At 38.5% G+C, this 20,692-nt stretch carries 17 protein-coding genes, 2 tRNA genes and 1 other annotated feature; of the genes, 3 read left to right on the forward strand and 16 right to left on the reverse strand.

The features are described from left to right. The first annotated feature begins 1 nt into the window (after position 1). Positions 2–166, forward strand: a complete 165-nt coding sequence (locus MUN88_RS05610; protein WP_244721914.1) for a hypothetical protein — start codon at positions 2–4, stop codon at positions 164–166. Between the two features lies 1 nt (position 167). Here MUN88_RS05610 and MUN88_RS05615 read toward each other — a convergent pair. From MUN88_RS05615 to dnaA, 16 genes are all read right to left on the reverse strand, one after another. Beyond that, positions 168–241, reverse strand: a tRNA-Arg gene (locus MUN88_RS05615). A gap of 50 nt (positions 242–291) precedes the next feature. After that, the gene (gene proC, locus MUN88_RS05620) at positions 292–1,113 is read right to left on the reverse strand and encodes a pyrroline-5-carboxylate reductase (RefSeq protein WP_244721917.1); all 822 of its coding nucleotides are present in this window, start codon (positions 1,111–1,113) and stop codon (positions 292–294) included. Between the two features lie 167 nt (positions 1,114–1,280). Next, positions 1,281–1,373: transfer RNA gene (locus MUN88_RS05625), tRNA-Ser, on the reverse strand. 629 nt (positions 1,374–2,002) lie between these two features. After that, positions 2,003–3,277 carry a serine--tRNA ligase gene (gene serS, locus MUN88_RS05630; RefSeq protein WP_244721920.1) on the reverse strand — a complete coding sequence of 425 codons (1,275 nt, stop codon included), beginning with the start codon at positions 3,275–3,277 and terminating at the stop codon, positions 2,003–2,005. A gap of 67 nt (positions 3,278–3,344) precedes the next feature. Further along, positions 3,345–3,559: a binding site (T-box leader), on the reverse strand. A gap of 24 nt (positions 3,560–3,583) precedes the next feature. Continuing rightward, positions 3,584–4,153, reverse strand: coding sequence for a pyridoxal 5'-phosphate synthase glutaminase subunit PdxT (pdxT, locus tag MUN88_RS05635; RefSeq protein WP_244721923.1), 570 nt, complete (start codon positions 4,151–4,153; stop codon positions 3,584–3,586). A 19-nt stretch (positions 4,154–4,172) separates the two neighbouring features. Next, a complete protein-coding gene (gene pdxS / locus MUN88_RS05640; protein ID WP_244721925.1) occupies positions 4,173–5,057 on the reverse strand; it encodes a pyridoxal 5'-phosphate synthase lyase subunit PdxS in 885 nt (294 codons plus the stop codon). Between the two features lie 110 nt (positions 5,058–5,167). Beyond that, positions 5,168–6,508, reverse strand: coding sequence for a D-alanyl-D-alanine carboxypeptidase family protein (locus MUN88_RS05645; RefSeq protein WP_244721927.1), 1,341 nt, complete (start codon positions 6,506–6,508; stop codon positions 5,168–5,170). 751 nt (positions 6,509–7,259) lie between these two features. Further along, positions 7,260–8,732 carry an IMP dehydrogenase gene (gene guaB / locus MUN88_RS05650; protein ID WP_244724338.1) on the reverse strand — a complete coding sequence of 491 codons (1,473 nt, stop codon included), beginning with the start codon at positions 8,730–8,732 and terminating at the stop codon, positions 7,260–7,262. Positions 8,733–9,169: 437 nt separating this feature from the next. Next, positions 9,170–10,354 carry an HD-GYP domain-containing protein gene (locus MUN88_RS05655; protein ID WP_244721929.1) on the reverse strand — a complete coding sequence of 395 codons (1,185 nt, stop codon included), beginning with the start codon at positions 10,352–10,354 and terminating at the stop codon, positions 9,170–9,172. Next, positions 10,284–12,791: a DNA gyrase subunit A gene (gyrA, locus tag MUN88_RS05660; RefSeq protein ID WP_244721931.1), complete on the reverse strand. Its 2,508-nt coding sequence runs from the start codon at positions 12,789–12,791 to the stop codon at positions 10,284–10,286. The genes MUN88_RS05655 and gyrA overlap by 71 nt, the downstream gene beginning before the upstream one ends. Before the next feature lie 66 nt (positions 12,792–12,857). Then, positions 12,858–14,780, reverse strand: coding sequence for a DNA topoisomerase (ATP-hydrolyzing) subunit B (gyrB, locus tag MUN88_RS05665; RefSeq protein WP_244724340.1), 1,923 nt, complete (start codon positions 14,778–14,780; stop codon positions 12,858–12,860). A gap of 33 nt (positions 14,781–14,813) precedes the next feature. Continuing rightward, positions 14,814–15,104 (reverse strand): extracellular matrix regulator RemB, encoded by a 291-nt coding sequence (remB, locus tag MUN88_RS05670; protein WP_244721933.1) that lies wholly within the window; start codon positions 15,102–15,104, stop codon positions 14,814–14,816. 13 nt (positions 15,105–15,117) lie between these two features. After that, a complete protein-coding gene (gene recF / locus MUN88_RS05675) occupies positions 15,118–16,230 on the reverse strand; it encodes a DNA replication/repair protein RecF (RefSeq protein WP_244721935.1) in 1,113 nt (370 codons plus the stop codon). A 65-nt stretch (positions 16,231–16,295) separates the two neighbouring features. Further along, positions 16,296–16,478 carry a S4 domain-containing protein YaaA gene (yaaA, locus tag MUN88_RS05680; protein ID WP_369809944.1) on the reverse strand — a complete coding sequence of 61 codons (183 nt, stop codon included), beginning with the start codon at positions 16,476–16,478 and terminating at the stop codon, positions 16,296–16,298. A 399-nt stretch (positions 16,479–16,877) separates the two neighbouring features. Further along, complete coding sequence (dnaN, locus tag MUN88_RS05685) at positions 16,878–18,020, reverse strand: DNA polymerase III subunit beta (RefSeq protein WP_244721937.1); 1,143 nt, start codon at positions 18,018–18,020, stop codon at positions 16,878–16,880. A gap of 175 nt (positions 18,021–18,195) precedes the next feature. Beyond that, positions 18,196–19,548 carry a chromosomal replication initiator protein DnaA gene (gene dnaA, locus MUN88_RS05690; protein ID WP_244721939.1) on the reverse strand — a complete coding sequence of 451 codons (1,353 nt, stop codon included), beginning with the start codon at positions 19,546–19,548 and terminating at the stop codon, positions 18,196–18,198. Between the two features lie 580 nt (positions 19,549–20,128). On the opposite strand from dnaA, the gene rpmH reads away from it, so the two are divergent. Together rpmH and rnpA are read left to right on the forward strand one after the other, a co-directional pair. After that, entirely contained in the window at positions 20,129–20,263 is a 135-nt protein-coding gene (rpmH, locus tag MUN88_RS05695) for a 50S ribosomal protein L34 (protein ID WP_018933824.1), read from the forward strand. A gap of 85 nt (positions 20,264–20,348) precedes the next feature. After that, a complete protein-coding gene (gene rnpA / locus MUN88_RS05700) occupies positions 20,349–20,690 on the forward strand; it encodes a ribonuclease P protein component (protein WP_244721942.1) in 342 nt (113 codons plus the stop codon). The last annotated feature ends 2 nt before the right edge of the window (positions 20,691–20,692 follow it).

Below are 20,692 nucleotides of genomic sequence, written 5' to 3' on the forward strand. Positions count from 1 at the left end.
GATGGAGCCAATTCTTTTGACATTAGTTACCCTCTTTATTGTTTATCGCTGTATCATTTACAGTCTTGAAAATTTTCAGGAAGGGAATAAAACAGGAGGGATAGCGATCATGTTTATTATTCCCTTTGTGATCTGCTTCTCAATCTTTTTTCAAATTATGAAATAAGCGACCCCGAGAGGATTCGAACCTCCGACACCTTCTTTAGGAGAGAAGTGCTCTATCCTACTGAGCTACGGGGTCATGTTGATATATTTAGAGGGATGAGTTCATCCCTCTGATGGGATTAAATATTATTTTTCAAATAATTCACGCATTTCCTTTGATCGTGCCGTTGTTTCCTCCAAACAAGCGATGACAGCTTCCTGGAATTCGTGCGTTGCTAACGTTTTTAATCCGACTTCTGTCGTGCCTCCCGGGCTTGTAATCTTTTCACGTAAAACTTTTGGAGAATCATCTGACGTTGCCAACATTTCGGCCACACCTTTAATTGTTTGTACCATCAACAGCTTGGCAATTTCTTTGTCTAACCCTTTCGCATCAACAAACTGCTCCATCGCCTCTACCATAAAATAATAGAATGCAGGGGTACTTCCTGCTAAGGCCGTAAATGCATCCATATCTGCCTCATCAATCACTGCCGTTGTGCCGATCGACGTGATGAGTTCTTCGATTAATTGCACCTGTTCTTTGGATGCATAGGTACCCGCTGCAATCGTTGTAGCAGACTGTCCTATCGTTGCTGACGTATTTGGCATAACACGAATGACCGGATTTTTTGTTTCTAACTGTTGTTCAATGAACGTAGTCGAAATTCCCGCTAACAAGGAAACGACAATTTTATTTTCCGATAGCAATGGTTTGATTTCCGCCGTTGCTGTTTTAATGTCCTTTGGTTTCATGGCAAGAATAATGACATCACTTTGGTTAATTGTATCTTGCGTAGACTGGGACGTTTGAATATGGTATTTTTCTTCTAATAATTTCAATCTTTCTTTATTGGAGTGATTCTTGGCAATAATTTGATTGGCGGAAACGATTTTATTCGCCGTCATTCCGGCAATAATTGCCTCTGCCATCGATCCAGCTCCGAGAAATCCAATGGTTTGTTCCATTTTCTTCATCCTTTATATGTACTATCTTTATTCCCATTATAAACGAAAGAATGGAAAGATAAAAGAAAACTGCAGTAGCTCTATATTATCTTTACTCATATAAAAAAATCGTTACCGGCTTGATAACGATTTTGTGATTTATATAATCTCCAATTTTGTAACAATTATGGCGGAGGAGGAGGGATTCGAACCCCCGCGGGCCGTGAAGCCCCTGGCGGTTTTCAAGACCGCTCCCTTCAGCCGGACTTGGGTACTCCTCCGTGTTTTGCTGACGACAAGTAATAATATAGCATATCCCACAAATAGAGTCAATAGATTTTTTGTTTTTTTGTTTACATTATTTAAAGAATCCTGATAAATAATAGATTATGCAATGTGAACAGCAAATCAATAGGGTTATATGTACGTTTTACCGCTTTCCACTTCCCGCGGGAGTCTACGTGGTTGGCCTACGCTCATGTATAGCTCCATAATGAATGCGACAAGTAGGATATGGAGCACTATCTGATTCATTTGATGATATACACAAGCCTAGAACGACTGCTTTTAGCTGTTCCATACATTGTAGCACTTCTTTAAGCGTAGGAAATATGCGGAGACTCCCGTGGGATCAGCGCGAGCTGAAGATCCACTTAGGAAAGAAAAGAATTTTCTTTTCTAAGTTAGCTGAAGCCGTGCCCCACAGGACGCGGAGCATATTTCCGGAGCTTTGCTATGCATATACTACATTTCAAAATAGCCAAGTGTGATAAAGTTCCACTTAACATAATCCATATTATAAGAACCAATACAGCACTAATTTTTGTTATTTGCCTACATGACAGGCATTATATAAAAAAACCGCAGCAAGGATATGCGGTGAACCTTGTTGCGGATTTTTTGATCTTACTTATTTAATTTCCGTCTTTCCACCCATGTAAGGAACGAGCACTTCTGGAATTTTAATAGATCCGTCTGCTTGCTGATAATTTTCGATAATCGCGGAAACAGTACGTCCGATTGCTAATCCAGATCCATTTAACGTATGGACAAATTCTGGTTTTGCTTTTTCCTCACGACGGAATCTGATACCTGCACGTCTCGCCTGGAAATCTTCAAAATTAGAACAAGAAGAAATTTCACGATACGTGTCATTACTAGGCATCCAAACCTCAATGTCATACTTTTTCGCAGCTGTGAAGCCTAAATCAGCCGTACACATACTCATCACACGATATGGCAGTTTTAACAGCTGTAATACCTTTTCAGCATGGCCTGTTAATTCCTCTAACACATCGTAGGAATCTTCCGGTTTTACGAATTGCACTAATTCCACTTTGTTAAATTGATGCTGACGAATTAAGCCTCTCGTATCACGGCCCGCAGATCCTGCTTCAGAACGGAAGCTTGCACTAAACGCTGTGAATTTCTGTGGTAATTCATCTGCCTTTAAAATGTCATCGCGATAATAGTTCGTTACCGGTACTTCTGCAGTTGGTACTAAGAAATAATCCCAGTCCTCGACTTTAAATGCATCTTCCTCAAATTTCGGTAATTGTCCTGTACCTGTCATACTCATACGATTGACCATATATGGTGGCAGCATTTCCTGATAGCCATGCTCATCTGCATGTAAGTCCATCATGAAATTCATTAAAGCACGCTCTAAGCGAGCACCTAAACCTTTATAAAAGACAAAACGACTGCCTGTTACCTTTGCTGCCCGTTCAAAATCTAATATATCTAATTCAGTAGCAATATCCCAATGCGCCTTCTCTTCAAAATCAACATTTGGCAGTTCTCCCCATTTACGAACTTCCACATTATCATCTTCAGACTCTCCAATTGGTGTCGTTTCATGTGGAACATTAGGAATGGACAACATTAAGACATCCAATTCTTCCTCTACCTGCTTTAATTCCTGATCAATTGTCTTAATGCGATCTCCGACATTACGCATTTCCACAATCATATCATCGGCATCCTTTTTCTCTTTTTTCAATAAGGAGATTTGCTTAGAAACCTCATTTCTTTTTGCCTTAAGCTGTTCTGTTTCAGCAATTAACTCACGACGCTTTTCATCTAAATCACCAAACTTGTCAAGATCGGTTAAATCTTCTCCTCTGTGTGCTAACTTTTCTTTCACTTCTGCAAACTGATTACGTAACAATTTTCTATCTAACATTTCAGCATCCTCCTTTATTCCTATCAGCTTAAATAAACATATAAAAAACTCCCGTCCCTGACAATACTGTAGGGACGAGAGTTAACCCGCGATACCACCCTGATTGGAGAATAGACTTCTCCCGGCTTCATTTTAGATAACGGCTTTTATGCCGAGTGTATGTACTCTTCATTCCATACACTGCTCCAGGATGGATTCACTTAGCTTTTATACCAGTTCACACCTGCCACTGGCTCTCTTTGAATAAAAATATAAGCTACTAGTTCCTGTCATCACTTTATTACTATACGATCTCTTATTATTATATTATCTTTCCACCATTTTGACAAAGTATTCTGTCAATCGATGGTCATCTGTTAATTCCGGATGAAAAGCACTGCATAGGTAATGCCCTTGCTGTGCTGCAACGATCTTATCATTGTGTATCGCCAATACATCCACATCTGGACCAACTTCTGCGATGTATGGAGCGCGAATAAACACTGCTTCAAAGTCTTCTGCTACACCATTTATATTAATCGCTGCTTCAAATGATTCGCGCTGACGGCCAAATGCATTACGTTCCACTTTCATATCCATTAGAGACAGATGTGCGTAATCCTGTCCAATGATATCAGTAGCTAAAAGAATCAGACCGGCACATGTACCAAAAATCGGTTTTCCTTGCTGACCGAAGTCTACTAATGCATCAAGAAAATCGTACTTGTCAATCAAACGACGCATTGTCGTACTTTCGCCACCAGGTAAGATCAACCCATCTATTTCATCCAGCTGTTCTTTATATTTAATCACAATTCCTTCTGCACCAGATGCTTCAACAGAACGAATATGCTCGCGAATCGCGCCTTGCAATCCTAGCACTCCGATTTTTACCATGATGTCTTCTCCTCACTAATTACCAACCACGATCTTGCATACGCTCTTGTGGCGCAATCGTGCTGATTTCTAGACCTTTCATTGCCGTACCAATACCTTTAGATACTTTGGCAATTAAATCGTAATTATCGTAATGTGTTGTTGCTTCTACAATGGCTCTTGCAAAGTTAGCAGGGTTATCTGACTTAAAGATACCTGAACCAACAAATACTCCATCAGCACCTAACTGCATCATTAACGCTGCATCTGCAGGAGTTGCAACACCACCTGCTGCAAAGTTAACCACAGGCAGACGGCCTTTATCTTTAATATCTAATAGGACTTCGTATGGTGCACCTAGTTCTTTCGCATATGTCATCACTTCGTCCTCTGACATATGCACTAATTTACGAACCTGCCCATTGACTTCACGGATATGACGAACCGCTTCTACGATGTTACCAGTACCTGGTTCACCTTTCGTACGAAGCATAGACGTTCCTTCACCGATACGACGAGCAGCTTCACCAAGATTACGGCACCCACATACAAAAGGTACGGTATATTCACGTTTATTTAAGTGATAGACTTCATCTGCAGGAGTTAATACTTCACTCTCATCAATATAATCAACGCCCATTGATTCCAAAACTTTCGCTTCGACAATGTGACCGATACGAGCTTTCGCCATGACTGGAATAGAGACTGCATTCATGACCTCTTCTACGATAGTAGGGTCTGCCATACGTGCTACTCCGCCTGCTGCACGAATATCTGATGGTACTCGTTCTAGTGCCATTACCGCTACAGCACCAGCTTCTTCAGCAATTTTTGCTTGTTCTGCATTGACAACGTCCATAATAACGCCGCCTTTTTGCATTTCTGCCATACCTCTTTTAACTCTATCTGTACCTATTTTAGACATTCTATTGTTCCTCCTAATTTATGAACTATTTCCTATATACGATCGACTCATTCCTCATACATTATATAACAAATATTGATCAAATGCCAACCTCTGTAATAGGAATTACCTTAATTAAACAGTCCTTTAAAGAAATCAACTACTGTTGTAAATACATTAGCAAAAAAGTCACCGATAGCTCCCAACGTTAGCATAAACCAGTTAGATTTTTCAACTGCATCAGATGTCACGACATCGACCCGTTGAACATTGTCAGCTCCACCAATATAACCGTTATTTGTTTCCCCGGTATATTCAATCACCGCTTGTCCTATCTTCTCGCCTGCTTCAATAGGAGCTTCAAGCGTACCGTCTTCCGTTAATTTATCCGGATCTATTTCATACTTAATCTGATATAAATCCTCTTCACCTGTTTTAACTGTTGTAGTAACCGGTTCTGCAGTTTTGATTTCTACTTCATCTTCTTTACCTTTCGATACAGGCAGCGTTTTCTGATCCTCTAATTGATAGTCAGCAGGATAAAGTTCTGCTTGTTCAAACTGTGAAAAACCGTATTCCATCAGTTTTTTCGTTTCAACAAATCGCTCCTTTTCACTACTTGTCTTCATAACAACCGTGATAATTCGGCGATCACCTTGTTGTGCTGTTCCAGTAAAGCAATAACCTGCCGCATCGGTATGGCCTGTTTTTAGTCCATCGACACCTTCAAAACCAAACTGGGTAAAGTTATTATCATCCCATGGTAACATCCAGTTCCAATTCGTTAATTCACGATCATCGAGCGTCGTTGTTAACATACTAGAATATTCTAATGCCTCTGGATGATCATTAACTAAATGATAGGCAAGTAAAGCTGCTGAACGTGCAGACAGTAAGTTATCTGCATTCGCTTCCGTACCTTCTGGGTGATACTCTCCTAAGTCAGTATTGGATAAACCGGTAGAGTTCACAAACTTATATTCCTGTAGTCCCATTTCTTCCGCTTTGGCGTTCATCATTTTGACAAACTCGCCTTCTGATCCTGCTACTAACTCTGTTAAAGCAACAGTTGTCGCGTTATCAGAGTAAATAGCCATCGCTTCGTATAATTCACGAACCGTATATTGCTTATTCTGACGCAAACCAATCCCAGAAAAACTATTATTGGAAGATAACCAATAAGCATAATCTCCTATTTGAGTCGTTGTGTCCCAGCTAATTGTACCCGATTCAATTGCTTCAAGTACTAGATATTCCGTCATCATTTTCGTCATACTAGCTGGAGGTAATTTTAAATCAGACTGTTTCTCATATAAAATTCTCCCTGAATTTGCGTCGACGATGATAGCTGATTCAGCTTTCACGTCTAGACTCGTAGCTGCACTTACCTTGATATTATTGATAGAGAAAGTCGTGATCATCAATACTGTCATCACAACCAAGATGCTAACTTTCTTCATTACGTCCTTCAATGTTCCTACCTCCGACTATTATTTTACGAAATAATTTTATCACAACTAGATCAAATAGAAAATAACGCTTTAAGCCTATTACGAAATAATCCTTTAAAATTGCTTCATGTAAACCTGTCATTGCTAGTAAATAAATCCCCGATCATACAATCTTACAGTTAAGAAAATAACTACCGATAATATGGATTATATTAGTGGATCTGGTTTACAAGATGGTAATTTTGATAGTTTTTTTATGCTTAGCAAAGCTCAGGAAATATGCTCCGCGTCCTGTGGGCACGGCTTCAGCCAGGCTACTACTTGAACTACTTCATTGCTGCCTTGTGCCTTCAAAGCCATACTTGCAGACACAGGCACAGACTAAGTGGATCTTCAGCTCGTGCTGACGCATGAGGAGTCTCTGCATATTTCCGGAGCTTAGAGGAAGTTCTACAACGTATGGAACAGCTAAAAGCAGCGGTGCTAGGCATATTGTTATGCAGAATTCGAATGCTATTTAGCTCAATATGCTAGCTCTTGTATAAGTTGTAGAACCCATACATTAGCTTCAGCCGTGCCCCGCAGGACGCGGAGTGGTTGGACGGAGCGGTATCCCAGCACATGAATCATTTCAAAATGACCACCAAGTTAGTTATCAGAATCCATATTTCTTCAATCTTGCCTATAATTCGCCTTCATAACAGCATGTAAACTTCCCCTGCTTATAAAGAAAAACTTGGATGGTCCAAGTTTTTCTCTGTCTATCTCATGATTATGTTAACGAATAGTTCGGTGATTCTTTTGTGATTTGTACATCGTGAGGATGACTTTCACGTAATCCTGCACCGGTCATTCGGATAAAGCGTGCGTCATTACGCAACACTTCAATATCTTTCGCACCACAATACCCCATACCGGAACGTAATCCGCCTAATAATTGGTGAACGGTATCTGCTAATGGTCCTTTATAAGCAACTCGACCTTCAATTCCTTCAGGCACGAGCTTTTTCGCATCTTGTGAATCTTGGAAATAACGATCATTTGAGCCAGATTTCATGGATGTCACTGAGCCCATTCCACGATATACTTTATATCTTCTGCCTTGGAAAATTTCAGTTTCTCCAGGACTTTCAGATACACCTGCGAACAAGCTTCCTAACATAACAGCATGCGCACCAGCTGCAATCGCCTTGGTAACATCACCAGAAAATTTAATTCCACCATCTGCAATGACTGGAATATTGAATTTTTGTGCTTCTGTCGCACAATCATTCACAGCAGTAATCTGTGGCACACCTACACCTGCTACTACCCTTGTCGTACAAATAGAACCAGGTCCGATTCCAACTTTGATAATATTGGCACCAGCTTCAATTAATGCTCTTGTCGCTTCAGCAGTAGCAACATTTCCTGCAATAATATCAATGTTAGGGTATTTATCACGTACACGCTTCACCTGCTCTAATACACCTTGAGAATGTCCATGCGCAGTATCAACAACCAATACGTCCACACCTGCTTCTACCAGTTTATCAATGCGTACCATCGAATCAGCTGTTATACCTACTGCAGCGCCGACTAATAAGCGTCCTTGCTTGTCCTTTGCGGAATGAGGAAATTCAATTACTTTTTCGATATCCTTAATCGTAATTAGTCCCTTTAATACATTGTTGCTATCCACAAGAGGTAATTTCTCAATCTTGTGCTCTTGCAGAATTTTTCCAGCTTCTTCAAGCGTTGTTCCCACTGGAGCTGTCACAAGGTTTTGACTCGTCATCACATCAGAGATCTTAATGGAATAATCTTCGATAAAACGCAGATCACGATTGGTTAAAATACCGACTAATTTCTGCTCATCTTCATTGTTGACGATAGGTACCCCTGAGATACGGAATTTGCCCATTAAATGCTCTGCATCAAATACTTGATGTTCTGGCAACAGGAAGAATGGATTCGTAATGACGCCACTTTCAGAACGTTTAACACGATCAACTTGTTCTGCTTGTTCCTCAATGGACATGTTTTTGTGAACGACACCAATACCACCTTGTCTAGCAATGGAAATTGCCATTTTCGCTTCCGTTACCGTGTCCATTCCAGCACTAAGAAAAGGAATGTTCAGTGTAATATTGTCGGAAAGTTTGGTACTCACGGAAACATCTCTTGGTAATACATTAGATTCCGCTGGCAACAGCAATACATCATCAAATGTTAATCCTTCTTTTGCGAATTTGTCTGTTCTCATCATGCAGCCTCCTTAAATATATGAATGTTTATTTTGTGGAAAAATTGGAAAGATAAGCAACTCTCTATCTCTAGAGAATCATCTATTTTCGAGGGTTGTATCCTTAACTATTGTTATTTACAATACGATATGTTTTGGCTATTTTCAACCTTTTTTTTTACTGAAATCAGCGCTTTAAAATAACGATATGATCAGATCAATAATGTAAGAGGTTACATACAAAAAATATTTTTATAGATACTCTCCCGAAACACCTAGCTAACTCGACTTATCGATGCATGTATCCAATAGAAAAATAACGTACCACCATCACTCCGTCTTATTATTCCGGGATAACAGCTAAAAAAAACTGTCTCACAGATAGTATGTATTGCGACATGAAGCCTATACCTTAGTAAAGCGACAGTCGTTCTTACTATCCGTTGAGACAGTTGATATTAATCAGATATAATCTTTTCTATAAAAATAGCTTGTTTCTCATCGAGGTTGATAATTTCTTCTGTATCGATCACGCGTACGATCGGTCGTGTAGGTATATTAGGATCGATAAAAATAATAAATGCTTCTTGCTTGTTAGACAGCTGGACACGTGTACCAATTGTCACGTTCATTAAGGAGTCGATAAATTTCTGTAAAACGGTAAAATCAAATTTCTTATATTTAAGCTTGAGCATCTCTGCCATCACCTTAAAAGGCGACTGTTTTCTTCGGTAAATTCGTTCAGATGTCATCGCATGATACGTATCACAGACAGCGATGATTTTGGCATACGGATGAATCTTTTCTTCTGTAACGCCGATAGGGTAGCCACTTCCATCCATTCGTTCATGGTGCTGTAATATTGACAATTTCATCGCCTGCGTTACAAAAGGAATATCTTTCACCATTCGATAGGATAAAGTCGAATGCTTCTTAATTTCCTCGTATTCAGCAATCGTCAGCTGTGATTCTTTCGTTAACCAATTTTCATTTAATTTTGCCATACCACAATCAGCAAGCAAACCAGCCATCCCTACCTGTTTCCATTCCTGCTGGTAGCCCAGTTTTTTGGCTAAATAGGCCGATAATAAAGCAACTGATACAGCATGATGATAAAAATAATCCTTTTTAGAAGCGAATTGATGTAACAAAAATAAATCCAAATGAATTTCATTGATGTAATCAAATAACGGATTCATCATTTGACGCACATGATGAATCTCGAGATTACTTCCACTTTGCCACTTCTTAAACATCTCTTTATAATATGCGACCGTATTTACATATAGTGAGGCAAAGGAAGCTTTAGACTTCCTTTGCACAGGTGGTTCACTTGATTTATCGGTTATTTGCAAATGCTCTGGTGTATAAGTTTGACCCGATTGTAATTTATCTGAGACTTCAACCTTTTTTATTTGAAAATGCTCGAGCACTTTAATATGTTTTTCTTTTATCACTGTGTCTTGTTCAATGATAGGATGCTTGGTTTTGCCCGTAACTTGTTTCGTTAAAATACATCCTGTTACTAATTGTTGTGGATGCACCTGCAAATAGATCACACCCTTATTTGATTTATTCTGACTCGTTCTCTTCTTCTGTGACTTCTCTGATTTCTTCTTCTGCTTCTTCGATTTCTTCTTCAATTGCCTCTTCACTATCTACTTTTGCGATAGTTGCGACTCTTTCTTCCTCCTGCAATCGGATCAAACGGACACCTTGCGTATTTCTTCCTGTAGTGGAAATACCTTCGACCTGCATTCTGATTAATACACCAGAAACAGTCATAATCATGATATCCTCATCATCTACAACCGTTTTAACTGCCACAACTCTTCCTGTCTTATCGGTAATATTACATGTGAATATCCCTTTACCACCACGATTGGTTCTCCGGTATTCCTCGATTGGTGTTCGTTTTCCATAACCATGCTCAGTAACATTCAATACATATTGGCCTTCTTCGATGATTTCCATCGATACGACTTCATCATCTTCTCGAAGTGAGATACCTTTTACCCCGGCTGCAGTTCTTCCCATGGAACGAATTTGTTCTTCTTCAAAGCGAATCACATAACCGTTCTTCGTACCGATCAGAATGTCTTTTTGACCATTTGTTAAACGGACAGAGATTAATTCATCTCCCTCACGTAAATTTAATGCAATCAAACCGCCCTTTCGAATATTAGCAAACTGTGGCAAGGAAGTACGTTTCGATACTCCAAACTTTGTAGTAAAGAATAGATACCAGTTTTCATGGTACTCAGATACTGTAATAACGGCATTAATCCATTCTCCTTGCTCGACTTCCAGGAGATTGATAATCGGGATCCCTTTTGCTGTACGATTAAATTCTGGAATTTCATACCCTTTGGAACGATAGACTTTTCCTTTGTTAGAAAAGAATAGAACCGTATCATGAGTAGAACAGGAGACTAAGTGTTCGACAAAATCATCATCATTGGTACCCATACCTTGTATTCCTCGACCACCACGTCGTTGAGCACGATAGGTACTTGCTGGCAATCGTTTAATATAACCACGATGTGTTAACGTAATAACGATGTTCTCTTCAGGTATCAAATCTTCGTCTTCTATTTGATCCAAACCACCAGCTACAATTTCTGTTCTTCGTTCATCATTGTATTTTTCTTTGATTTCGGTTAACTCTTCACGGATAATTTCCAAAATCTTTTGCTCATCTGCCAGAATTGCTTTATACTCCTCAATCATAGCCATGATCTCTTTGTACTCTTCTTCAATCTTTTCTCTTTCCAAACCGGTTAAACGTTGCAAACGCATATCTAAAATCGCTTGTGCTTGTTTTTCCGATAGATGGAAACGCTGCATAAGTCCTTCACGGGCAATTTCAGTGGTGTTCGATTGACGAATCAAGGTGATGATCTCATCAATGTGATCGAGAGCAATGCGTAACCCTTCCAAAATGTGGGCACGCGCTTCTGCTTTGTTCAATTCATACTGTGTTCTTCTGATAATAATCTCTTTTTGATGCTCTAAATAGTATTCCAGACACTGTTTCAACGTTAATACTTTTGGCTGTCCGTCTACTAAAGCTAGCATATTAATACCGAAAGAGGTTTGCAAAGATGTCTGTTTATACAAATTGTTCAGTACGACGTTAGGATTGGCATCCCGGCGTAATTCAATCACAATCCGCATTCCGTTACGATCTGATTCATCCCGTAAATCGGTAATGCCTTCGATTCGTTTATCACGAGCCAATTCTGCAATTTTTTCGACTAATTTCGCTTTATTTACTTGGTAAGGCAATTCAGAAACAAGAATCTTTGCCTTTCCATTTGCCTGTTCTTCAATTTCAGTTTTTGCTCGGATTGTAATCGAACCTTTACCAGTTTCAAAAGCTCTCCTAATACCACTTCGACCAAGGATTTGGCCTGCAGTAGGAAAATCTGGCCCTGGTATATATTGTTCCATCAGTTCAGGGATCGTAATATCAGGATTTTCACTCACTGCAAGAATGGCATCAATGGTTTCCCCTAACTGATGTGGAGGAATATTGGTAGCCATCCCAACGGCAATACCTGATGCACCATTGACTAATAGATTTGGAAACTTGGACGGTAATACTTTTGGTTCTCGTTCTGACCCATCATAGTTATCCGTATAATCAATGGTATCTTTGTTAATGTCTCTTAACATTTCCATTGATATTTTAGACATTCTCGCTTCCGTATAACGCATCGCTGCTGGTGGGTCACCATCAACCGAACCAAAGTTACCATGCCCATCGACCAGCATATAACGATAGCTGAAATCCTGCGCCATTCTAACCATTGCTTCGTACACTGCAGAATCACCATGAGGGTGATACTTACCAATAACATCACCAACAATACGAGCCGATTTCTTGTATGCTTTATCTGCATGCATACCTTGATCATTCAATGCATATAAAATTCTTCGATGAACTGGTTTCATCCCATCACGGACATCTGGTAATGCACGCGCGACAATAACACTCATCGCATAATCTAAGAAAGATGTGCGCATTTCTTGTCCAATATTGATTTCTTGAACTTGTGGACGATTATGATCCACCATATATCATTACCTCCTATTTCTCTGCCGGAAGACGTGAACAAACGTTAATTCTGCTAGTTTACACTCTTAAATATCTAAATTCTTCACATAAATGGCATTATCTTGAATGAAATTACGTCGTGGCTCTACTTTATCCCCCATCAACATGTCAAAAACCAGATCGGCTTCCATTGCGTCTTCTAATCCCACCTGTAATAATGTACGTTCAGCTGGATCCATTGTCGTTTCCCATAGTTGAGTTGCGTTCATTTCACCTAAACCTTTGTAACGTTGTAATCCTGGTTTTGGCTGTTTTGGTAACTCTGCCAATAATGCATCCAATTCCCGGTCAGAATAGGTGTAATGGACAGCTTTTCCTTGCTTGATCTGATAGAGAGGCGGTTGTGCAATATAGACATAACCATATTCAATTAATGGTCTCATAAAACGGAAGAAGAAAGTTAACAATAACGTTCGAATATGGGCACCATCTACATCCGCGTCGGTCATAATGACAATTTTATGATAACGTGCTTTTGTAATATCAAACTCTTCGCCAATACCTGTACCAAGTGCTGTGATAATGGTACGAATTTCATTGTTAGATAGAATTTTGTCTAGTCTTGCCTTTTCTACATTTAAAATTTTTCCTCTTAACGGCAGAATCGCTTGAAAATGACGATCACGACCTTGTTTCGCTGAACCACCTGCAGAGTCCCCCTCTACAATATACAATTCACTGATCGATGCATCACGTGACGAACAGTCTGCTAATTTACCTGGAAGATTGGAAACTTCCAATACACCTTTTCGTCTCGTTAACTCGCGTGCTTTTTTGGCCGCAAGTCTAGCGCGAGATGCCATTAACCCTTTATCTACGATAATTCTTGCCGTATTCGGATTTTCCATTAAGAACTTGGAAAATAATTCGCTGAAGGCCGAATCAGTAATCGTCCGTGCTTCACTGTTTCCTAACTTTGTTTTCGTTTGTCCTTCAAATTGGGGATCAGGATGTTTAACAGAAATAATAGCTGTTAATCCTTCTCGCACATCATCACCTGTTAAATTAGGATCATTTTCCTTGAAGAGGTTATTTTTTCGAGCATAATCATTAATCACACGTGTCAAACCAGTCTTAAAACCAGATTCATGAGTACCACCCTCATGTGTATTAATATTGTTAGCGAAGGAATAGATATTACTTGCAAAACCGTCATTATACTGCAAAGCAACTTCTACTTGAATATTATCTTCTTCCTTCTCGGCATAGAATGGCTCGTGTAACACTTCTTTAGATCGATTTAAGTGCTCAACGTAAGAACGTATTCCACCCTCATAGTAAAATGTCTCTTCTTTCCGGTCTTCATCCCGGTTATCTTTGATCGAAATCGATAAGCCTTTATTTAAGAATGCTAATTCACGTATACGAGTAGCTAATACGTCATAGATATACTCAGTCGTTTCGCTGAAAATTTCTGGATCCGGCTTAAAGTGAGTACGTGTTCCTGTAATATCCGTGTCACCAATGACTTGTAATTCACTATCCGGTTTACCTCTCGAAAAGCTGAGATGATGTAATTTCCCATCACGATGAACAAATACTTCTAACTCACTGGAAAGTGCATTTACAACAGAGGCACCTACACCGTGGAGACCACCGGATACTTTATAACCGCCTCCGCCAAACTTACCTCCTGCATGAAGTACCGTCATAATGGTCTCAACAGCAGGTCTTCCTGTTTTTTCATGGGTATTGACTGGAATACCACGGCCATTATCAATGACGGTAATACTATTATCTTCTTCGATCATTACTTGAATATGATCACAATGGCCCGCTAGTGCTTCATCTATACTATTATCGACAATTTCCCACACTAAGTGATGAAGTCCCTTTTCATTGGTTGACCCTATATACATACCTGGTCTTTTTCTAACCGCCTCTAAGCCTTCTAATACTTGTATCTGATCGGCATCATAGGCTTGATCCATTGGCTGATTTTCTTCCATTGTCAATTTAATCACCTACATTCTATCTGATTGTTATTCTTCGTCCTCGTTTACTTCTGCGTAATCTTCTAACCTGCTAATTGTAGAAATCATACTTGCACGTTTCTTAAGTGTTAATACGGACAACGGACTGTAATAAACATGATCATTCGTAATCACAACCGCCTTTGTCTGTTCTTCATCTGTTACGACCACTTGATTTTTATTCCTCAATTCAGTAAGCATTTCTTCGTTAATTGTCGAAGAACTTACTAAACTATAATCAATAATGCTAATCACATCTTTCGATTGAATGACATGATCATCTCCAATGTGAATAAACATAATATCCCCACTTTTATTCCATAATTTTTCCTTGATCTATACGAAAGATCTCTGCTTTTTCCAGTGTCTGATGATGAATACCATCCACGCTGGTTGTCGAAACAAAGGTCTGGACTTTTCCTTCAATCGTGTCTAAGAGATGGGATTGCCGATAATCGTCTAATTCACTTAACACATCATCTAGCAATAAAATAGGATAGTCTTTCGTCTCTTGATAAATGAGTTCTATCTCTGCCAGTTTCAAAGACAATGCAGTTGTTCGCTGTTGTCCTTGCGATCCATAGGTTTGGACATTTTTCCCGTTCACATAGAACACCACATCATCTCGATGCGGTCCAATCAGGGTGGTGCCCCGTTCTATTTCTTTAGTCTCCACCTCAGCAAAAGATTCAGTTAGTGTTGTCATTATTTTTTCCTTATTATCGGACTCTGATACCTCAGCAGTTGCTGCATATTGAAGATCCAAATCTTCAATACCTCTACTGATTCCTCTATGTATCTCATTGGCCCATTTGCGTAAATGCTTCATAAACAGGAATCGTTTCTCCAAAATGATGACAGCATGTTCGGTCATTTGCTCTGTCAACACACGCAACATCGTTACATCATCTGTCTTACGTTTCTGTAATTGTTTTAGTAAATGATTTCGTTGCTTTAAAATTTTAACATATTGGCCAAGATGATAAATATAGACTGGCTGAATCTGACCGATCTCCATATCAATAAAACGTCTCCGGATTTGAGGACTACCTTTCACCAGGTTTAAATCTTCTGGAGCAAACATAACAATATTAAGGGCCCCAATGTAATCACTGAGACGCCTTTGCTCCAGATGGTTTAATTTAGCTTTCTTACCTTTATTTGTAATTTGTATTTCGAGTGGAAATTGACGGTTCCTTTTTACAATACTACCTTCTATTTTAGCATAGTTTTGGTCCCACTGAATTAATTCTTTATCTTTGGTTGTTCGATGTGATTTAGAAAAGCCTAATACATAGATAGATTCCATCAAGTTTGTTTTTCCTTGCGCGTTTTCTCCGATAATCACATTAATTTTATCATCGAACTGAACCGATAACTGATTATAATTTCGATAATTGGTTAAGCTTAACTGTTGTATATGCATTCGAATTTCCTTTCGAACCGAACGTTACTCCTCATTTTTTGCTACCACGAACGTACCAACATCTTCTACATAGACTGTATCCCTGGATAAAGTTTTTTTCCACGGCGCGTCTCCAATTCGTCATTTACATACACACCATTTTCCTGTAGAAAAACTTTAATCATACCACCAGATTCGAGAATATTGGCGAGCTTCAAAAATTGACCAAGTGGGATATAATCTGTCGTAATCACAATTTTTTCTTCCATTTTTTCACCTACTTCATCTAAAAAAGATATTGGTTATCAGTATAGCCCTTCTATCTATTTTACTAAACATTTGTGGATTAGAAAAGTAAACCTGCTCATTTCTTTTTATCCAGTGATTGGATGGAAGCGAAATGCTTTTGATTTAGGTGATGGAGATGATATCTAGATTTGGGAGTTTATTAAATAGATATTGTGCTAGAAACTACGATGGACCATTTTGAAATAGAGTAGGTGCTAGGAAACCGCTCCGGCCAACCACTCTGCGTCGTGCGGGGCATATTTCCGGAGCTTTGCTACACACATACTATCTGTCTATCTGTAATTCTTTTCATGGCAATCATCATATACTTTTTCGCTGATAAAAAAAGAGGAACAATGGGTAATTGTCCCTCTTTTGGATTAAAATGTTCGTACTGGTAATATTAGTTGCAGGATCTGATCATGGTCGATTGGTTTAATGATAAATGGGCGCATGGCACCTGTGAATTCGATTTTGACTTGATCGGTTTCCATAATCTTTAATGCATCAATCATGTATTTTGAACTGAAAGAGATTTTTAATTCCTCTCCATCAATTTTGGCCACACTGATTTCTTCTTCTACTTTTCCTATTTCAGGCGATTGGCTTGAAATTTCTACAATTTGATCGTTCAACGTTTGCAGGCGAATTACATTGTTATGATTATCCTTCGCTAACAATGATGCACGATCTACTGCTTGTAATAATGTTTTGGTACCGACTTGAATTAATGTTTTACTTTCTTCCGGGATCAATCTGGATGTTTCCGGATATTTTCCGTCTAACAAACGAGACAAGAAGTATAAATGATCAGTTTGGAAAGCAATTTGATTTTCCGAGATACTGATTTGGATTTTATTTTCTGTATCCTGCAAGATTTTACTTAATTCATTCAAGCTTTTTCCTGGAATCACGACTTGTTCGAATGGAAATTCATTGATGTGATCATCTAACGGCAGTTTACTTGCCGCAAGTCGGTGACTATCCGTTGCTATGAAATGCAGTTCTTCATTTTCTACTTTTATGTTTACCCCAGTCAAAATTGGTCTTGTTTCTGACGTTGACACAGCAAATACGGTTTGTTTAATCATATTTTTTAATAGATTAATCGGTAATTCAAAATTCGTTTCTGTTTGTATTTGCGAAATTTGTGGATATTCTTCTGCATCCTGTCCGTTCAGATGGAATTCAGCATGGCCAGATTGAATGGTTACTTGTAATTGTTCGTCAACCTGAATGGCAGCTGTTTCAGATGGCAGTTTTCGAATAATTTCAGGAAAATATTTTGCGTGGACGATTATTTCCCCAGCCTCTAATTCATCAATAAATTGTATGCCTTCTTCTTCTATTGGAATAAATGATTCAATTGTAATATCAGAATTACTTCCTGTCAGGGTAATTCCATTTGTTGTTGCTTGTATTTTTAACCCAGCTAAAATCGGAATCGCGGTTTTGGATGAAATAGCTTTTGTTACATGTTGAATACTTTCCATTAATTTATCTCGGTTTATTACAATTTTCATGCTTATCCTCCTTGAGGAATATATTTATTTATTATTAATATAATACCGTAATAATAGTAATAGGGCCTGTGAATTTGTGGATAACTTAAAAATCGTCTTTGGTTTAAAGTTATCCAGATGTGAATAACTTGTTTGTGACTCTGTATTACTTGTCCACACTTTTCACATTGGTTTCTTACATAGATTTCAATTGTTCTTTGATTTCTTCGATTTCTTTACTTAATTGTTCATCTGTTCCCATTAATTTAGAGATTTTTTCGTGTGCATGAATAACCGTCGTATGGTCACGTCCTCCAAATTCTTCTCCAATCTTAGGCAAAGAGAAATCTGTTAATTCCCTTGATAAGTACATAGCGATTTGTCTAGGAAAGGCAATCGATTTTGTACGTTTTTTGGCAGCAAACTCTTCTATTTTGACATTATATCGTTTACCCACTTCCTCTTGAATATGTTGGATCGTAATCACTTTTGGTCTTGAAGAAGGGATAATGTCCTTTAATGCTTCTGCTGCTAATGATGCATCAATGTCCTGATTAATTAAGGAAGAATAGGCAACAACTCGAATTAGTGCCCCCTCTAATTCCCTAATATTCGTATCGATCTGATTCGCAATATAGAGCATGACTTCATTAGGGATATCCAATCCTTCCGCTTTTGCTTTCTTGCGAAGGATGGCAATTCTTGTTTCCAAATCTGGTGGTGTGATATCCGTAATAAGTCCCCATTCGAATCGGGAACGCAAGCGATCTTCTAGTGTAGGAATTTCTTTCGGCGGTCTGTCACTAGAAATAATAATTTGCTTATTTTCCTCATGTAACGTATTAAACGTATGGAAAAATTCTTCTTGTGTTTGTTCTTTTCCAGCAAGGAACTGAATATCATCTATTAATAGCACATCCACGTTTCGATATTTATTTCGGAAATTGACAGCTCTATTATCCCGAATCGAATTAATGAATTCGTTGGTGAATTTTTCGGATGATAAATAGACCACCTTTGCAGATGGATTGTGGTCAAGCACGTAATGACCAATCGCATGCATTAAGTGGGTTTTACCTAAGCCAACACCACCATAGATAAACAAGGGATTGTATGCTTTGGCAGGAGCTTCTGCTACAGCTAGTGAAGCGGCATGCGCAAACCTGTTTCCAGAACCGATGACAAAAGTTTCGAAAGTATATTTGTCATTTAACATTGATTTTGGCGATGTCTCGCTATTTTGGGAAGCGACAGTTTTTTTCTTTTTCATTTGAGCTACTTCTTCTTCTTCCTCTTGCAGCGTGTCTGGGATGACGAATTTAACAGCAAGTTTCGCACCTGTCAGTTCATACAAAGCTTCTGCAATTATAGATGTATAACGGGATTCTAACCAATCCCTGGTAAATTCGTTTGGAGCAGAAATAATGACTGTGTCATCCTTTAAATGATCAACAGACGTGTTTTTTAACCAGGTATCGTAACTTGGTTTACTTACTTTATCTTTAATTAACTCCAGCGTATTACTCCAAAGATCCTCAATATTTTCCATGTCATTCCCTCCTCTCACTAAATGAAAATAGTTAAAACGTCTTTAATTTACGCTTGAATAAGTTGTGGATAAAAAAAGGCGGACAAAAAAACGGAAAACCTAGCAATTAAGTTTTCCACAGGTGTGTGTATAAACTAATATACAAGCTGTGAACTTTTGTCCACATAATATCCACAATTTGTGGATAAGGTTATTTTTTGTAGAATCTATTCACAAACTAAAACACAAATATAATATCAAATCAGGAGGAAGAATGCAATGTTTTCGTGATGGTTATCCACAAGTTAGACAATTTGTTCGTATTATTTTTACACACCCTCTTATTTTGTGAGTAATTTGTCGATAGAGTTCTGAAAAAGTCGATTTTAGGCAGTGAAGTTATCCACACACCATCTGTATCATAACAGATTGATGCGAAATGTGTTATAATACAGGAGAAATTATGATAGACTGAACAGATCATGGAAATGGACAAGTTTTTCGATAGTAGGCATTGACATTAATAAGGTTTTGAAAGTATAATGAGTAAGACTGTCTAAAACGACTTTGATTTTTAGATTCCTCAGGGAGGTGCATATAAATGAAACGTACATTTCAACCAAATAATCGTAAACGTAAAAAAGTTCATGGATTTCGTGCGCGTATGAGCACAAAAAATGGACGTAAAGTACTTGCTCGTCGTCGTAAGAAGGGTAGAAAAGTATTGTCTGCATAGGCCACTGATTTTTCAGTGGTCTTTTTCCATGTAAGGCATCACTTATGTGGGAAGGATTGTTTTCTTTAATGGAGGCGCGCTAGTAATGAAGAAAGCATGGAGAATTAAAAAAAATAGTGAATTTCAAGAGGTATTTAAGCAGGGTGCTTCTTTTGCCAATCGACAATTGGTTATCTATTTTTTACATAAAGATCAACAGGATCATTATCGAATCGGGTTATCCGTCAGCAAAAAAATAGGTAATGCAGTAGTACGTAATCAGGTTAAGCGCTACATTCGACAAATATTTCATGAATTAGATGAAAACATAAAGAACGAGTATGATATCATTATCATTGCTAGACAACCTGCAAAAGAAATGGATTATTATCAGTTCAAAAAAAGTGTCAGTCATTTATTATTTAAGACAAAATTATTAAAAAACTAATT

The organism is Gracilibacillus caseinilyticus, assembly GCF_022919115.1.
Taxonomy (GTDB): Bacteria; Bacillota; Bacilli; order Bacillales; family Amphibacillaceae; genus Gracilibacillus; species Gracilibacillus caseinilyticus.

What these genes read in the sequence shown, in the direction of transcription:
- guaB (WP_244724338.1), bottom strand. Translation starts at nt 8,732, where the DNA reads ATGAGAACAGACAAATTCGCAAAAGAAGGATTAACATTTGATGATGTA.
- gyrB (WP_244724340.1), bottom strand. Translation starts at nt 14,780, where the DNA reads ATGGAAGAAAATCAGCCAATGGATCAAGCCTATGATGCCGATCAGATA.
- pdxS (WP_244721925.1), bottom strand. Translation starts at nt 5,057, where the DNA reads ATGTCTAAAATAGGTACAGATAGAGTTAAAAGAGGTATGGCAGAAATG.
- proC (WP_244721917.1), bottom strand. Translation starts at nt 1,113, where the DNA reads ATGGAACAAACCATTGGATTTCTCGGAGCTGGATCGATGGCAGAGGCA.
- recF (WP_244721935.1), bottom strand. Translation starts at nt 16,230, where the DNA reads ATGCATATACAACAGTTAAGCTTAACCAATTATCGAAATTATAATCAG.
- MUN88_RS05610 (WP_244721914.1), top strand. Translation starts at nt 2, where the DNA reads ATGGAGCCAATTCTTTTGACATTAGTTACCCTCTTTATTGTTTATCGC.
- dnaN (WP_244721937.1), bottom strand. Translation starts at nt 18,020, where the DNA reads ATGAAAATTGTAATAAACCGAGATAAATTAATGGAAAGTATTCAACAT.
- remB (WP_244721933.1), bottom strand. Translation starts at nt 15,104, where the DNA reads ATGTTTATTCACATTGGAGATGATCATGTCATTCAATCGAAAGATGTG.
- serS (WP_244721920.1), bottom strand. Translation starts at nt 3,277, where the DNA reads ATGTTAGATAGAAAATTGTTACGTAATCAGTTTGCAGAAGTGAAAGAA.
- dnaA (WP_244721939.1), bottom strand. Translation starts at nt 19,548, where the DNA reads ATGGAAAATATTGAGGATCTTTGGAGTAATACGCTGGAGTTAATTAAA.
- rpmH (WP_018933824.1), top strand. Translation starts at nt 20,129, where the DNA reads ATGAAACGTACATTTCAACCAAATAATCGTAAACGTAAAAAAGTTCAT.
- pdxT (WP_244721923.1), bottom strand. Translation starts at nt 4,153, where the DNA reads ATGGTAAAAATCGGAGTGCTAGGATTGCAAGGCGCGATTCGCGAGCAT.
- gyrA (WP_244721931.1), bottom strand. Translation starts at nt 12,791, where the DNA reads ATGGTGGATCATAATCGTCCACAAGTTCAAGAAATCAATATTGGACAA.
- yaaA (WP_369809944.1), bottom strand. Translation starts at nt 16,478, where the DNA reads ATGGAAGAAAAAATTGTGATTACGACAGATTATATCCCACTTGGTCAA.
- rnpA (WP_244721942.1), top strand. Translation starts at nt 20,349, where the DNA reads ATGAAGAAAGCATGGAGAATTAAAAAAAATAGTGAATTTCAAGAGGTA.